The organism is Pararhizobium capsulatum DSM 1112 (genome assembly GCF_030814475.1).
GTDB classification, from domain to species: Bacteria; Pseudomonadota; Alphaproteobacteria; order Rhizobiales; family Rhizobiaceae; genus Pararhizobium; species Pararhizobium capsulatum.
This window is the reverse complement of the sequence record NZ_JAUSVF010000001.1, coordinates 3,773,296-3,787,501: the sequence shown is the minus strand read 5'-3', so window position 1 is coordinate 3,787,501 and position 14,206 is coordinate 3,773,296. Positions and strand designations below refer to the sequence as shown.

Below are 14,206 nucleotides of genomic sequence, written 5' to 3'. Positions count from 1 at the left end.
CCAACCACAGACCAAAAAAGGGGAATGCGAGAATGAAAATCATGAAATCAATCGTCAAGGCGGCCTGTTTCTCCGCGCTGATGCTGGCAGCGACCGGCTCCCATGCCGAAGACAAGAAGTGGACGCATGTAACGATTGCGACCGAAGGCGCCTTCAAGCCCTACAACTTTACCAAGCCGGACGGCACCCTTGATGGCTACGAAATCGAGCTGACCAAGTATCTCTGCGACCATATCAAAGTCGAATGCGAGATTGTCGTCCAGAATTTCGATGGCATGATCCCCGCGTTGAATGCCGGCAAGTTCGATGCGATCATCTCCGGCATGTCGGCAACGGAAAAGCGCGAGAAAGTCATCGATTTTAGCAACTCTTACGGTTCGACCGGCCAGGCGTTTGCAACCCTGAAATCAAGCCCGCTGGCCGGCATGCCGTCAAAGGGCGAAGTCTTCTCGCTGGCTTCGAACGAGGCCGGCGCCATGGCTATCCTGGAAAAGGTAAAGCCGATGCTGCAGGGCAAGACCATCGGCGTGCAGACCGCGTCGACGGGGGCTTCCTTTGTCGACAAGTACCTCAAGGGTGTCGTCGAAGTTCGTGAATACAAGACCACCGAAGAGCATGACCTCGACCTGGCCGCCGGCCGCGTCGATGTTGTCATGGCATCGATGGCCTATCTGACCACGGCATCCGAAAAGCCCGGCAACGAAGGCATGACAACCGCAGGCCCGCGCTTCCAGGGCGGCTTTCTCGGACGCGGCAGCTCGGTTGGCCTGCGCAAGACCGACCCGGAACTGAAGGCCATGTTCAACGACGCGATCGCAGCCGCCAAGGCGGACGGTACGATCAAGAAACTGTCCGAGAAGTGGTTCGGGTTTGACGTTACGCCGCTTTGAGAAGTCCTCTAGATTATTGTTTTCGTTTGTCTTTTATGGAGAACTGGTTCCCACTTTTCCCTGACAAACTCTAGGCAAAATCAATAGTGTCATTTGGGTCCGGCGGGCAGCGATGCTCGCCGGACTTTCTGTGTCTGGGTATCCCAGCCCGGGCATGCCCGCCGATGGGATTACCGGACTCAGCGACCTGCCGTGCGGCCCGGCAGCCGGCCAGCGCTGGCGGCTAGTCGGATGATTGCGTGAAGCGTTGGGCCTCGAGACGGCAAGGCTCCGCGCAATCAGGCCGCTGACTTCGAAATCCATAAAAGGCCTCCTCCGACAATACCCGCATTGACAGAATCTGTGCCGTTTGCAAAACCTAAGAGGGTTTTTGGAGGGCTACATGTCTTATTACGCGCATTCTGGGACGCCTAACGACAAAAATGACTGGCAGGAATTGGGGGAACATCTGCATGCCGTGGCGCATCTGGCGGGCCAGATGGCCGCGTCCATGGGGCTGGAAAAGGCGGCTTTCCTGGCCGGGCTCTTCCATGATCTCGGCAAATACACCCGCGAGTTCCAGAAACGGCTCGATGGCGCCGAAATCCGTGTGGACCATTCCACGGCGGGTGGGTGGCACGTTCTTCAAGCGGTTCAGGGGCAGGACAGATTTGTTGCGGAGCTGATCGCCTATGTCATTCTGGGTCATCATGCCGGTCTTCCTGACATGCGCGGCATGGACGGTGCGTTGACGGAGCGTATCGCGGGCTTCAGGAGCGAAACGCTCGATCCGGCGTGGCAAACCGAATTGACCTGGGGCGCTTCGGGGTTGGCGCCCAGTTTTTCATGGCAAAAGGACTGGCTAGCCTTCCAGGTGGCGTTTTGCGGCCGCATGCTTTTTTCCTGCCTTGTGGATGCCGACTACAAGGATACCGAGGCTTTTTACACAAAGCTGGAAGGCCGTCAGGTTGATCGACAATGGCAGCCTCTCCAGGCGGTGTTGCCGGGTTTTCTGGCCGGCTTTGAAGCCCATATTGCGGGCAGGGCGGGCGCTGACAGCGATCTCAACAGGCTGCGGTCGCATATCCTTGCGCATGTTCGTGACAAGGCACAGGAGACGCCGGGACTTTTCACGCTGACAGTGCCGACCGGGGGCGGTAAGGCGCTGACATCGCTCGCCTTTGCGCTCGATCACGCAAAGGCCCACGGCCATAGCCGGATCATATACACCATTCCGTTCACGGAGGCGTGGATCGAAACTCGATATGATCGAGCAGGCGCAGCAGCAGGCCGCGTCGCCTCCTTCGCGGAGGCGTGGATCGAAACAGATCATCGTCCCATTCGCGACGGTAGTTCTTGGTCGCCTCCTTCGCGGAGGCCTGGGTAGAAACAACTGCTCGCTGTTTCCGTTGAGCTGCTATTGAACTGTCTCCCGGCCGTGGAGCACCTTTCCAAGGGATTGGACAACCCATCTGCGGCCGTCGCTTGTCAGCTCGGTCAGGCTCAGAAGGCCGACATCCAGTTTCCAGAATGAACTGAGGGGGGCGTCGAGAACCGATAGAACAATGGCCCTGATGACGACGGGATGTGTCACGGCCGCGGTGTGGCCACCCGCGGCGCGGTTTTCCGCCATCCAGTGCGCAGTTCTGTCAAACAGCTGGGCGATCGATTCGCCGCCGTGAGGGGCGGCGCTCGGATCCGTCATCCACAGGCCAAGTTCATCGGGCGTCGAGGCTGCGATATCCGCAAGCGTTCGTCCTTGCCAACGGTCAAAGGATAAATCGCGAAAAACGGGATCGACCACGGGCGTTCCGCCGATCGCTGCAGCCGTTTCCTGCGCGCTCTGCTCAGGTGCCGTCAGTAGCCGACCGATGGTCCGAAGCGTGGTTGCTACGGCCGCGGCTTTGTCATGCTCGCCTTCGAGCAGGGGCTCGTCGGACGAGAACCTGGACAGTTTCGCCGATGCGGTTTCTCCGCGGCAGATCAAGGTCAGGCGGGTGGCTCTGCTCACGGCAGCCTCTTGTGAGAGCGGCGGATGGTCCTGCGCAAGCTCCAATGATTGACAGTACTTAGAGCAAGCCTATAACAGTTGACCATTGTCTTCGGGAAGCCAGTGAAATTCTGGCGCGGTCGCGCCGCTGTAATCGAACATCGAAAGCCAGACCCCGACTACGATAGACCAGAGAAATTGAACGCGCCATTCATAGGGGAAGTTACATGTCTAATATCAGTTATGCACCAGAGGCAATCGCCACACCAATTCCGGTCGGGCAGCTCATTCCATGGGCAATTTTCGGTGGCCTCCTGCTGCTGATAGCACTCTATTTCGTCAGCACCGAAGAAGGTGCGATGCGGATGGTTCCTGGCATGGAAGTCCATGAATTCGTTCATGACGGTCGCCATCTCCTCGGCTTTCCTTGCCACTGAAAGGGGTTGCTATGACTGGTAGTCTCCTGGTGAGGGGCATGATTGCCGGCCTCATCGCTGGCCTGTTGGCATTTGGTTTCGCCCGGGTGTTTGGTGAGCCTCAAGTTGATCTTGCCATTGCCTTCGAAGAACGGATGGCCGCCGTTGAAAATCCAAATGCGCCTGAAGAGCCGGCGGTCGTAAGCCGCGAAACGCAAGCCGGTATCGGGCTTTTCACAGGCGTGATGACCTACAGCGTTGCCATGGGCGGCGTGTTTTCGCTTGTCTTCGCGGGGCTTTATGGCCGCGCAAGTCGCCTCGGCCCCCGTGGTCTTGCCGCCGTCCTCGGCGTCGCCACCTTCATCGCGCTGATCATCGTACCTGATCTCAAATATGCGCCCAATCCGCCTGCGGTTGGCAGTCCCGAGACAATCGGTGTTCGCACGCAATTGTTTTTCGTGATGATTGCCGCGTCGATCTTTGCAATGGCGCTGGCTTTTGCCGTGGCTAAGAACCTGAAAGAGCGTTTCGGCGCCTGGAACGCTGCGATCATTGCCGGCGTCGCCTATGTTGTTTTCATTGCGATCGTCCATAAGCTGCTGCCCACGATCAACGAGGTGCCGGAGAATTTTTCGGCGATGAACCTCTATAACTTCCGCCTGGCGACGCTCGGTCTCCAGGCGACGATCTGGACAGTTATCTCGTTGTTGTTCGGTTATCTTGCCGAACGGCTTTTAAGCCAGACCGGCAATTATCGTGTGCCTGCTGCTGCGCGGTGACGACACGTCGATGGGCGCCGCAAACGCGCGGCGCCTGTTTTACGCGGGCAGCATGAAGCGGTGGTTGCGATACGTCTTCCTGCTTTTCGTCTTTCTCCAGGCTGCTGACGTCTTAGCGCACAGCGGAAGGCTTGCAGGCGGCCCTGTTTCGGGCATTCCTATTCCCAACCTCTCGCATGGCGAGATGGCGGTGCTGACCAAGTATCACGGCGATATCATGGGCGCGGCCGATAGGGTCACACGCACGGATCCCTCTTTCCGGCGGTTGCAGAACTATGCGGCAATTCAATATTCCTATTGCCTCTGGGGTGTCGCTCCCGGCGCGATTACGGACGAAGAAAGCCCATTCAACCAATGTGCCCACGCCTATCTCGCGGCAGGCAAGGCCCTCCTTCTTCATATGCGCGACATGCCGGATGCGAGTTTCGCCATCGCCCAACTCGTGTCGAAAATCGATCGGGAGATGATCGAGGCGGGGGCGGCCTTTATCGGCTGCAAATATTCGGGTGAATCCTTCAATACCGCGGAGTTTCTCACGCCACATTGGGAAAACGTTCCCGCTCACATGCCGACAATGGCCGTTGTCACCGGTATGCTGATTGTGCTGGTTTTTCCCATTTTTCTCGGTATTGCGCATCGATCTTCCTTGTCTATGAAACATTGATCCGAAGACGATGTGAGCTTCGGCCGCCGAGACTGTCGGCGTTTGTTGCGCCGATGCGGCACCGTGGCCAGTCGGTAACATGTTCGTACCTGTTCGCACCTACCGCATTTTAATCTGAGCGCCATAGTTGAGCTGCCAAACGCGTGGCTGCGGTTGCAGCATTTTAGTGCTTGGCGGCATGCGTGAACTGTCGCTTTCCCTTGCACGCTGGACGGACGGAAAAGGCGCAACTGCTGTTGTGGATACTTGTCGGGCAATGGCCGGCGCATGTCTGTCAGGTCTCCGGCGTTCATCTTTCGACACGTGCCGGCATTCAGCGCCGGACGGGGCATTTCGCGAAGCATTCGAGACTTTCATCCGCACCAGGAGCAGAGCATGAGCCCTGAAAAGAAAGACCAATCTCTGAGTATCAATCGGCGTGACCTGCTTTTGGGCGGCACGATGCTGGCCGCGGCTGCTGCTGCAAGTGGCGCAGTTGCCACGACTGCACAGGCCCAGACATCCACAACGGCCGGCACAGCCAAGACACCGAACATCCTTGTCATCTTCGGCGACGATATCGGTATTCCGCAGATCAGCGCCTATACGATGGGGCTCATGGGCTATCGCACGCCGAACATCGACCGCATCGCGGCCGAGGGCGCGATCTTCACCGACAGCTATGGCCAGCAGAGCTGCACGGCCGGCCGCGCGTCGTTCATCCTTGGTCAGGAACCGTTCCGCACGGGTCTGTTGACCATCGGTATGCCGGGCGATCCGCATGGTATTCAAGATTGGATGCCGACCATCGCTGATGTGATGAAATCGAAGGGCTATGCGACCGATCAGTTCGGCAAGAACCATCTTGGCGACCGCGACGAACACCTGCCGACCAACCACGGCTTCGATGAATTCTTCGGCAACCTCTACCATCTGAACGCTGAGGAAGAGCCGGAGGGCTATTTCTATCCGAAGGATGCGGCATTCCGTAAACAATATGGGCCGCGGGGTGTCATCAAGTCCACTGCGGATGGCAAGATCGAGGATACCGGCGCGCTCAACACCAAGCGCATGGAGACCATCGACGAGGAATTCCTGGCAGCGGCCAAGGACTTCATCGACCGGAAAGCGAAAGCGGACGAGCCGTTCTTCTGCTGGTTCAACTCGACGCGCATGCACGTCTTCACGCACCTGAAGCCGGAGTCGATGGGCAAGACGGGAATGGGTATCCACGCCGATGGCATGGTGGAGCACGATGGTCACGTCGGCCAGCTTCTCCAGCAACTCGATGATCTCGGCATCACTGAAAACACCATCGTTCTCTACACCACCGACAACGGCGCCGAAATTGCCCTGTGGCCGGATGGTGCCATGACCATGTTCCACGGCGAGAAGGGCACGACCTGGGAAGGTGGCTTCCGCATTCCGATGATGGTTCGCTGGCCGGGCGTGGTAAAGCCGGGCACGCAGATCAACGCTCCCGTCACGCTGATGGATTGGCTGCCAACCTTCGCCACCGCAGCTGGAGTTCCTGATATCAAGGAACAGATGAAGACGGGTTACAAGGCCGGCACCAAGACCTTCAAGGTTCACCTCGACGGCTTTGACCTTACCGCTCTGCTGAAGGGCGAGTCGGATAAGCCGCCGCGGGAATCGGTGTACTATTTCGACCAGGGCGGCAATCTCAACGCGATCCGCTGGAACGATTGGAAGCTGGCTTTTGCCCAGGCCAGCGAGGGCAACATCGCGACTGCAACCCGCGAAGTGACAAGCTGGGCCATGATAACCAACCTGCGCATGGATCCCTATGAAAAGGGTATCAAAGAAGGCGGTGGTGCCATGGAGTTCGTCGGCCGCAACATGTGGCTGCTGGTACCGATCCAGGGCAAGATCAAGGAGTTCTTCCAGGATTTCAACGAGTATCCGTATCAGTCCGGAAGCACGTTGAATGCGAGCGGGATCAATTATGGGTGGCTGCAGCAGCAGGCAGCGCTCAAGAAGCTGAACGAACTGGAGCAGCTCGCGCCGCGTTGATTGGTAGCGATCCCAACAACAAAGGGCGGGGCATTTGCCTCGCCCTTTTCGTGTCGAGCGGTTTCGCAGTTTTTCGTCGTGCCGCTATATAAGGCTGCGAAAATCGCTCCGTACGCTGCCGACTATCGGCTTTCCCAGTCAGGGTTGAGTTGGGGCAAGACCCGGCTGTGCCAGCGGCGAGGCTTCCTGTCGACCCGAGCGAACCAGCCATTGCGGGCCTTTTGCAGGCCTTTCGCCAATGCATGCGGATCAGCGTGCGACAGGGGGTTATCTGCGTAAACCGACCGCTGCTGGGCTTCGTAGGCTTGACGTGTTTCTTCATCCGCGTAGCGAGAAAGCCAGGGTCGCAATGGTACTACTCCGGCTTTGCGCGACCAACGATCCAACGCATTTTCGATTTCCGCGGGGGAGCCGCCATGGCAAGCCTGTTCGACGTGGCGGAAATAAGCGGCTTCGGACTCGCGCTGGTCGGATCGGCGGGTTTCCCAAGAAATCTCCAACCGCGACAATCCTTGGGCGAGAATCCAGATAACTGCGCCAGAGATAAGGGCTGCAGCAGCCATCGCGCAGGCGAGGAACCAGTTGAAGGGGGCGGCTTCCGGCTCAGGGACCGCTGGTGCCAACTCGGTCGTGGCGGCGGGAGCTGCAGCTACGGAGACTGTGACGGCCGGTGCCGACGCGGATTCGGTCTTGGCCGTGGCAGGGTCGAACCAGCTGAGCTCGACTGCCGGCAGATCGAATTGTCCCACATCTTGGAAAAGATATTGCGCCACGTCCTTGCGCACACCAGCGACGGGTTGATCGGTTCGGTCCATTTCTTCGGAAAGGACAGGGTCCTGCCGATAGACGCGGATGCTTTCGGGCGTTTCAAATTCCGGCTCCGGGATCATCATGGCGCGAAGGCCCTCGGCGCGGATGGTGATGGTTCTGGTGAGCGTATCGCCGGCTTTGAGGGTTTTGGTATCGCGGTCGAAATCCTGGGTGAGGGTCACCTTCGCGGCCACGACGCCAGGCCCCTGGTTTGCCCCTTGGGTCGCACTGCCGGGGGCGGCTTCCACGGTGAAGCTGAGCGACGGCAGGCTTGTCTTTCCCTGTGTCATCTGGCCGGGTACGGCGGCATAGCCGAAGGTGATCTCCGCCGGCGGCAGGGTGAAGTTGCCAGCCTGTTGCGGAGTGATGACGTAGGTGCGACGGATGCCGGAATAGCTGTCCTCGCCGATCGTTTCGTTGAGGTTCATGGCGCGCCCGTCCTGAAGCGTCACGATGGCGCCCGGCAGATCGATTTCAGGAAATTGGGGCGGCTGCAGGAAGTAATTGGGCACAAGCACATCGACATCGACCAGCACCTGCTGGCCGACATAAAGCGTGCCCTTCGATTGTAACGTTGCGCGGGCGATCGGGTCAGCCGCAAGCGCTGATGTCGTGGTAGCAATGCACCAGAACATCAGGGCTGGAACCATGTGAAGAAAGCAGGTCCGGGTGCTCATTGCGGCTTGTCCCTTGCAGCCTCGATTGCGAACTTGCGGGCCAGAAGCTGGGCGGGCGACACCTGGATGTTGCGCATCCACATTTCGGCGGTTTGCGCTGCCAGATCGACCTGCCCCTCCTTGCCCTTCTTTCCCTTGTCGTCGAACTGAATCTGGTCGGGGTCTATGCCGGCCTGTTCCTGCTCTTGTTCCTTCTCCAGATCGTCCTTTTCCTTTTTGCGGCGTTCGGCGAGCTTCAGGTTGGCCGCGGCTTCCGGCCAGTCCGGCTGCTGCTTCAGCGCCTGTTTATAAGCGGCGATGGCTTCGTCGGTCTTGTCCAGTTGCATCAGCGCGTTGCCCTGATTGTAGTAGCTTTCCGGGTCGGTCGATTGTGCGAAGGCGTCGATGGCGTCCTGATAGCGGCCGGCGCGATAAAGGGCGGCCCCACGCCAGGCGGAATCTTCGAAATGATCGGCGGCGGCAGCGTAATCGCCCTGTTGGAAGGCCCGCTGGCCTTGCTGGTCCTTCGTCAGCCATGCGTCGACAAAGTCGGCAGCCTCGGCCTTTGGCGTAAGGCCGAGCGGAAGCAGCAAGGCGACGAACGCGTCCAGCCAATGGATCTTGTGGCCACGACGGAATGTCAGCATGACCAGCAGGGCGATCGGGATCGTCAGATACCAGCCGAAATCGCGCCAGCGCTGCAGGCCCTCATCCGTCTTCTGGGTAAAGGCGCTCTGGATGCGGCGAACGATCCAGTCGACATCCGCATCATCGAGCATGACGGTGGCGACTTGCACGGACGTATCCGACTGCAACTCCTTCAGCGCTTCGACATCGAGTTTGGCCTGCACCCGCGCACCACCGGCGTCGGTGAGGTAGTTGCCATTGGCGATTTTGACCGGTCCGCCTTCCGGTGTGCCGATGCCGAGCACCATCAGGTCGTTGCGGCCCTTGTAATCGGCAAAGGCCTTGAACGCGCCGTGCTCGACGCCGTCGGTCATGAACAGGATTGTTCCCTGAGCCGTTTCGTCCGCCAGTGCGGCTTCGATGACATTGAGTGCCTTGGCTGTATTCTTGCCTTCCACCGGCATCAGTGCCGGAGAAAGTGCTGCGAGATATGTCGCGATCAAGGCGGCATCGTCGGTAAGGGGCAGTACCATGTGGGCGGAGCCTGCATAGGCAAACAGGGCGGTGCGAGCGCCTTTGCGGCGCTCCATGATGTCCTGCACCTTGAGCTTGGTGCGCTCCAGCCGGGTCGGCGAGATGTCGGTAGAGTCCATGGTCGGGCCAAGGTCGATGGCGATGGCAAGGGGTGCGCGGTCCTCGACGAAGGGCGGGCGTTCCTTCTCCCACGTCGGACCCGCCGCGGCGATGGCCGAAAGGGCGAGCAACCCGGCGATCAGATGCACAGGCCGCAGACCGCGGCTCTGGACATGGTCGATCAGCAGATGTTTGAGCAGGTTGGGGGCGATCAGGTTTCGCCAGCGCGCCCTCATGTCCGTCTGCCGGTCGAGCAGCCAGACGAGAAGCGCTGCCGCGACCACGGCCAGGAGCCACCAGGGGCGCAGGAAATGGAAGTCGGCGATCATGCTTCGGCCTCCTCATCCCGATTGCGTGAGGCGTTGGTCGCGTACCCCCACATCAGGAGGTGATAGCCGAGCACGAGCAGGATCGCCGCGCCGAGCGGATAGTGAAACAGCTCGAGGCGTGGTTGCCAGCTCAGCGTCTTCTGGTTGGCGGGCGTTATCCGGTCGAGCAGGGTGTAGATATCGGCAAGCGCCTTCTCGTCGCCGCCGAAGAAATAGCGGCCGCCGGTGGTGGTGGCGATTTTCTCCAGCGTGGCGGGGTCGAGCTTGTCTTCGCCCTGGGCTGCCGGATCGCCGATGCCGACAGTGTGGATGAGGATGTGGTTTTCCTTGGCGATGTCGGCGGCCTTGTCCGGCGTCATCTTGCTCGCCGTGTCGTTGCCGTCTGTCAGGACGATCAGAACCTTGTCCGGCGCCTGGCTTTGCTGGAAGAGCTTGATCGACAGGCCGATCGCGTCGCCGAGAGCAGTCCTCGGGCCAGCCATGCCGGGCAGCGTATCGGCAAGCATCATACGCATCGTGCCATGATCCATCGTGAAGGGCACGAGCGGATAGGGCGCATCACCGAAGGCAATCAGGCCGAGGCGGTCGTTGGGCCGCTTTTCGATGAAATCGGCGACGACCGTCTTCACCGCATCGACACGGGCCTGGAGATTGCCCTGCGGATCGCGGAAATCCTTGGTGTCCATGGATTGCGACAGATCGAGCGCCAACATCAGGTCGCGTTGCGGCTCGGTCTTTTCGATCGGCGGCTCGACGAATTGCGGCCGGGCCAAAGCCAGCAGGACGAGAAGCCAGCAGAGGGGTGCGATGATCTTCTGCAAAAGGTTGGCCCGAGGCACGACGGAGCCTTCCGTGGCATCGATGCCGGCCGCCTTGGTAATGTCGTCGAAGAACGGGATGCGCACCGCCGGCGTCTGCTCGCGGTAGGGCGGCAGCAGCCACCAGATAAGGATCGGCGCCGGCAGCAGAAGCAGCAGCCAGGGGTGATCAAGGGTGTACATGATGTCCCTCGATCCATTGGCGGGCTGCCGCGAAGACGCGCCGGGCCGTTGCTTCGTCGGGCACGTCGTCGTTTGCAAGGCGATATTCGGCTTCCGCGAAGAATGCGAAACCCTCGGGTTCTATCTTTGCCTTGCCAGCATTGGTCCTCAGGAAGTTCACCCAGCCTGGACCGCTCAGGGATGCGACCTGTTCGCGGGGCCAGACGGCAAGCGCAGTACGCTTGATGAGGGCGGGCAGGGCGTTCAATGCCTTCAAGCGGCCGGCGTCGCTGCCGCTGCCGGATTCCAGGGCGGCGAGATCAGCCAGTGCATCCCGGCGATAACGGTTTTGGGCACGGCGACGATGCCAGCGCCAGAAGGCGAAGGCGAGAACGAGGACGACAAGGCCGGCGAGTGCGGCCCAGCCCCAGGTCGCCGGCATCATGGAGACCGGCGGCGGCAGGGTGATATCGGCCATCTGCCGCAGGGTGGCCTGAAGCATCGGGTCTTTTGGCGGCATAGTCGGGTCCATCATCGTCTCCGTTGTCGCCAGGCAAGCTGGCCGAGCATCGAGCGCAGTTGAGGGGCGACTTCCTCAGCGGCTGAAATCGCCAGCATCGGCAATCCCATGTCACGCTGCCAGGAGCGCAGCTCGCGGCCGCGATTGCGCGCGAAACTATCGACGGCATCGCGCACGGAATTACGTGAAAACTGAAGCTCGGCCTGAAGCGCGCCGCCGCTCACCACCATCTCGCCTTGGCGGGGAAGTTCGAGCAGGAAGGGATCATAGACGAGGATGCAGATGACGTCGTTTGCGACCGACATCTTCAGGAGAAGATCACGGGTAGCGGCACTATGGCCGTCGAAATCGGAGACAACTATGATCAGGTGATCATGCTGCGCCACGGCTGCGACCTTTGACAGCACAGCATCGAGCCGGGCGGGTGTCCTTGGCATGTCGGACGTCGCATTGAGCGTATTATTCTTGTTGGAGATCGCTTCTGCGAACCGAATGACGGCTTCGCGGCTGCGGTGCGGACGCAGGGCCTCATCCTCGACATCGTTGAACACGAGGCCACCGACGCGGTCCCCGAGCGCTGTCACGCGCCAGGCGCAGAGTGCTGCGACTTCGGCGGCCGCAACCGATTTCAGCGAGCGGCGGCTGCCGAAGAACATGTTGATGCGCTGATCGACGATAACCAGCGCCGGGCGATCCTTTTCCTCGTCATAGACGCGCACGAAAGGCTTGCCGGTGCGGGCGGTGACGCGCCAGTCGATGGTGCGGATATCGTCGCCGGGTAGGTAGTTGCGCAGTTCCTCGAAGCTCAGGCCGCGGCCGCGCATGCGGGATTCGTGCCGCCCGGCGAGCAGGCGGTGGACCGGCGCCTTGCGCAGGAAGGTCAGGTCGCGGGCAATCGGTTCAAGCGCCGCGAGGTCATCAACGCTGACGTAAACGCCTTTCGCGCCGGTTTCCGTCGAGCGCTTGATACCCTTTGTCCGGCCAAAGGTGGGCAGAGAAATTGCCATTTGCAGTCCCTCCCGCTCAGGCGGTCGCTACCTTTTCCACGATCCGGTCGATCGCCTGATCCGCCGTGATGCCTCCGGCATGGGCTTCGTAGGAGAGGACTAACCGGTGGCGGAAGACATCGTGAACCGTTTGCTGCACATCATCGGGCGTGACGAAATCGCGGCCGTTCATCCAGGCATGGGTGCGGGAAACCTTGTCGAGGCCGATCACCCCGCGTGGGCTGACGCCGACCTGTATCCATTTGGCCAGCTCCGCATCGATCTTGTCGGGATAGCGGGTGGCCATGACCAGCGCCACGATATAGTCCTCGACGGCTTTCGAGACGGCGATATCGGAGATTTCCTGGCGGGCGGAGAGCACCACGTCGGCGGCGAGCTTCTCCGACCCATCGCTGTGACCATGGGATTGTTTCTCTTCCGAGCGCACGAGTTCCATGATCGCTGCTTCCGACTTTGCATCGGGATAATCGACGCGCACATGCATGAGGAAGCGGTCGAGCTGGGCCTCGGGCAGGGGATAGGTGCCCTCCTGCTCGATCGGGTTCTGCGTGGCCATGACGAGGAAAAGCTCCGGCAGCGGATGGCTTTTGCCGCCGACCGTCACCTGTCTTTCTTCCATCGCTTCGAGAAGAGCCGATTGCACCTTGGCCGGCGCACGGTTGATTTCGTCGGCCAGGATCAGGTTGGCGAAGATCGGTCCTTCCTGGAACTTGAACTCGCCCTTGCCGTCTGCGCTGAAATAGACCTCCGAGCCGGTGATGTCGGAGGGCAGCAGGTCCGGCGTGAACTGGATGCGAGAGAGTTCAGCCTGAAGGTTCTTGGCGAGGCTCTTGATGGCGCGAGTTTTGGCAAGCCCCGGCAGGCCTTCCACCAGAAGATGGCCGTTGGCCAACAGGCCCATAAGCAACCGTTCGATCATGGCTTCCTGGCCAATGATCGATTGCCCGATGCGTTTTCTAAGTGCCTGAATATCTTCCCTGTTTGCCATCCTAGTCCCCTGAATACGTCTTGAACCGGCCAGTCTTGTGAACCCTGATTGTTGATGCGACGTGATTTCCCGTTCGGGTTTACTCCGGAAACAGGAAGGTGATGCCCGCGCGAACGCCCCAGCCATTCGGCCCATTATCAGGCGCTTCCGCCCAGTAACGGGTGCCGATCTGCAGGCTGACCGGCTGTTCGCCGAACTTGGTGAGCTTGGAAACAGAAAAATTGATCGGCACGCTCCACTGCTCGTTCTTCCAGTCGTAAGAGCTTTCCGTATTGAGCGCGAAGGTCCACGCGGTCGGGGTGGTGTAGGAGAGGAAGGGCTGCAGGAAGGTCGAGCTGACGTCGGCGCGGTTATGGTCGCCGGCGACCGACCATATGTGATTGGCGAGCACCCCGTAGGTCCAGTGTCCCTCCTGTTTAAGTAGAACGGCTGTGGGGCCGAGGCCCCATTTTTCGCCGCCCAGGAGTTCATCCGTCGCTGTCGGCAGAAGGAAAGCTGGCCCCGCTCCCCAGATCACGCCGCCGGCGGTGGGCTCCTTCGGCGAAAAAAAGAAGCTCTGCAAGGTATCTCCAAGACCGAACTGGCTGCCGGAATCACCCGCGATATCATCCTGCCAGACGACGGGCATGATAGTGCGCGAGATGACGTTCCAGTCTTCGTTCAGCGAGAAAGGAATGACAGGCTGTATATTGAGAACCGCCTTGTCGCCATCGTTAGGGCCGTAGCCGCTGTCATCGTTGAACTGGAAGGGAACACTGATCAGCGAAGCAACAGGGTTGGACAGCTGTTTGGCAAGATCGGCGTCCTCGGCGCAGGCAAAGGAAGCAATCGCGAAGGGAGCAATCGTTGCTGCAATTGTGGCTCGAAACGGCTTTAAAATCATTACATTCCTCATTCGCCCGATGCATTCCGATTCGGTATAGCA

14 protein-coding genes are annotated in these 14,206 nt (G+C 60.0%); 6 read left to right on the top strand and 8 right to left on the bottom strand.

Annotation, left to right across the window (positions count from 1 at the left end; translation table 11 throughout):
- Positions 1-32 precede the first annotated feature (32 nt).
- The gene (locus tag QO002_RS18215; protein WP_370878517.1) at positions 33-890 is read left to right on the top strand and encodes a transporter substrate-binding domain-containing protein; all 858 of its coding nucleotides are present in this window, start codon (positions 33-35) and stop codon (positions 888-890) included.
- Between the two features lie 382 nt (positions 891-1,272).
- Positions 1,273-2,256, top strand: a complete 984-nt coding sequence (locus tag QO002_RS18210) for a CRISPR-associated endonuclease Cas3'' (RefSeq protein ID WP_307232236.1) — start codon at positions 1,273-1,275, stop codon at positions 2,254-2,256.
- A gap of 30 nt (positions 2,257-2,286) precedes the next feature.
- Here the strand turns inward: QO002_RS18210 and QO002_RS18205 are convergent, their stop codons facing one another.
- Positions 2,287-2,880, bottom strand: coding sequence for a histidine phosphatase family protein (locus tag QO002_RS18205; protein WP_307232234.1), 594 nt, complete (start codon positions 2,878-2,880; stop codon positions 2,287-2,289).
- A gap of 206 nt (positions 2,881-3,086) precedes the next feature.
- Between QO002_RS18205 and QO002_RS18200 the strand changes: the two genes are divergently transcribed.
- The 4 genes from QO002_RS18200 (at position 3,087) to QO002_RS18185 (ending at position 6,731) form a co-directional block, all read left to right on the top strand.
- Positions 3,087-3,296 (top strand): CbtB domain-containing protein, encoded by a 210-nt coding sequence (locus tag QO002_RS18200; RefSeq protein WP_307232232.1) that lies wholly within the window; start codon positions 3,087-3,089, stop codon positions 3,294-3,296.
- An 11-nt stretch (positions 3,297-3,307) separates the two neighbouring features.
- On the top strand, positions 3,308-4,054 hold the full coding sequence (locus tag QO002_RS18195) for a CbtA family protein (protein ID WP_307232230.1): 747 nt from the start codon (positions 3,308-3,310) through the stop codon (positions 4,052-4,054).
- Positions 4,032-4,718 carry a hypothetical protein gene (locus tag QO002_RS18190; protein ID WP_307232228.1) on the top strand — a complete coding sequence of 229 codons (687 nt, stop codon included), beginning with the start codon at positions 4,032-4,034 and terminating at the stop codon, positions 4,716-4,718. Before QO002_RS18195 ends, QO002_RS18190 begins: the two co-directional genes overlap by 23 nt.
- Positions 4,719-5,093: 375 nt before the next feature.
- Positions 5,094-6,731, top strand: coding sequence for an arylsulfatase (locus QO002_RS18185; protein WP_307232226.1), 1,638 nt, complete (start codon positions 5,094-5,096; stop codon positions 6,729-6,731).
- Positions 6,732-6,853: 122 nt separating this feature from the next.
- Here the strand turns inward: QO002_RS18185 and QO002_RS18180 are convergent, their stop codons facing one another.
- From QO002_RS18180 to QO002_RS18150, 7 genes are all read right to left on the bottom strand, one after another.
- A complete protein-coding gene (locus QO002_RS18180) occupies positions 6,854-8,218 on the bottom strand; it encodes a BatD family protein (protein WP_307232223.1) in 1,365 nt (454 codons plus the stop codon).
- Complete coding sequence (locus QO002_RS18175; RefSeq protein ID WP_307232221.1) at positions 8,215-9,786, bottom strand: VWA domain-containing protein; 1,572 nt, start codon at positions 9,784-9,786, stop codon at positions 8,215-8,217. The genes QO002_RS18180 and QO002_RS18175 overlap by 4 nt, the downstream gene beginning before the upstream one ends.
- The gene (locus tag QO002_RS18170) at positions 9,783-10,787 is read right to left on the bottom strand and encodes a vWA domain-containing protein (RefSeq protein ID WP_307232219.1); all 1,005 of its coding nucleotides are present in this window, start codon (positions 10,785-10,787) and stop codon (positions 9,783-9,785) included. The genes QO002_RS18175 and QO002_RS18170 overlap by 4 nt, the downstream gene beginning before the upstream one ends.
- Entirely contained in the window at positions 10,774-11,301 is a 528-nt protein-coding gene (locus QO002_RS18165) for a DUF4381 domain-containing protein (RefSeq protein ID WP_307232217.1), read from the bottom strand. The genes QO002_RS18170 and QO002_RS18165 overlap by 14 nt, the downstream gene beginning before the upstream one ends.
- On the bottom strand, positions 11,298-12,293 hold the full coding sequence (locus QO002_RS18160) for a DUF58 domain-containing protein (protein ID WP_307232214.1): 996 nt from the start codon (positions 12,291-12,293) through the stop codon (positions 11,298-11,300). Before QO002_RS18160 ends, QO002_RS18165 begins: the two co-directional genes overlap by 4 nt.
- A gap of 16 nt (positions 12,294-12,309) precedes the next feature.
- Positions 12,310-13,281 carry an AAA family ATPase gene (locus QO002_RS18155; protein ID WP_307232212.1) on the bottom strand — a complete coding sequence of 324 codons (972 nt, stop codon included), beginning with the start codon at positions 13,279-13,281 and terminating at the stop codon, positions 12,310-12,312.
- A 79-nt stretch (positions 13,282-13,360) separates the two neighbouring features.
- Positions 13,361-14,164: a transporter gene (locus tag QO002_RS18150; protein WP_307232210.1), complete on the bottom strand. Its 804-nt coding sequence runs from the start codon at positions 14,162-14,164 to the stop codon at positions 13,361-13,363.
- Positions 14,165-14,206 lie beyond the last annotated feature (42 nt).

Coding starts and splice junctions, on each gene's coding strand:
- QO002_RS18215 (WP_370878517.1), top strand. CDS start 33: ATGAAAATCATGAAATCAATCGTCAAGGCGGCCTGTTTCTCCGCGCTG.
- QO002_RS18165 (WP_307232217.1), bottom strand. CDS start 11,301: ATGATGGACCCGACTATGCCGCCAAAAGACCCGATGCTTCAGGCCACC.
- QO002_RS18185 (WP_307232226.1), top strand. CDS start 5,094: ATGAGCCCTGAAAAGAAAGACCAATCTCTGAGTATCAATCGGCGTGAC.
- QO002_RS18200 (WP_307232232.1), top strand. CDS start 3,087: ATGTCTAATATCAGTTATGCACCAGAGGCAATCGCCACACCAATTCCG.
- QO002_RS18175 (WP_307232221.1), bottom strand. CDS start 9,786: ATGATCGCCGACTTCCATTTCCTGCGCCCCTGGTGGCTCCTGGCCGTG.
- QO002_RS18170 (WP_307232219.1), bottom strand. CDS start 10,787: ATGTACACCCTTGATCACCCCTGGCTGCTGCTTCTGCTGCCGGCGCCG.
- QO002_RS18150 (WP_307232210.1), bottom strand. CDS start 14,164: ATGATTTTAAAGCCGTTTCGAGCCACAATTGCAGCAACGATTGCTCCC.
- QO002_RS18180 (WP_307232223.1), bottom strand. CDS start 8,218: ATGAGCACCCGGACCTGCTTTCTTCACATGGTTCCAGCCCTGATGTTC.
- QO002_RS18195 (WP_307232230.1), top strand. CDS start 3,308: ATGACTGGTAGTCTCCTGGTGAGGGGCATGATTGCCGGCCTCATCGCT.
- QO002_RS18210 (WP_307232236.1), top strand. CDS start 1,273: ATGTCTTATTACGCGCATTCTGGGACGCCTAACGACAAAAATGACTGG.
- QO002_RS18155 (WP_307232212.1), bottom strand. CDS start 13,281: ATGGCAAACAGGGAAGATATTCAGGCACTTAGAAAACGCATCGGGCAA.
- QO002_RS18160 (WP_307232214.1), bottom strand. CDS start 12,293: ATGGCAATTTCTCTGCCCACCTTTGGCCGGACAAAGGGTATCAAGCGC.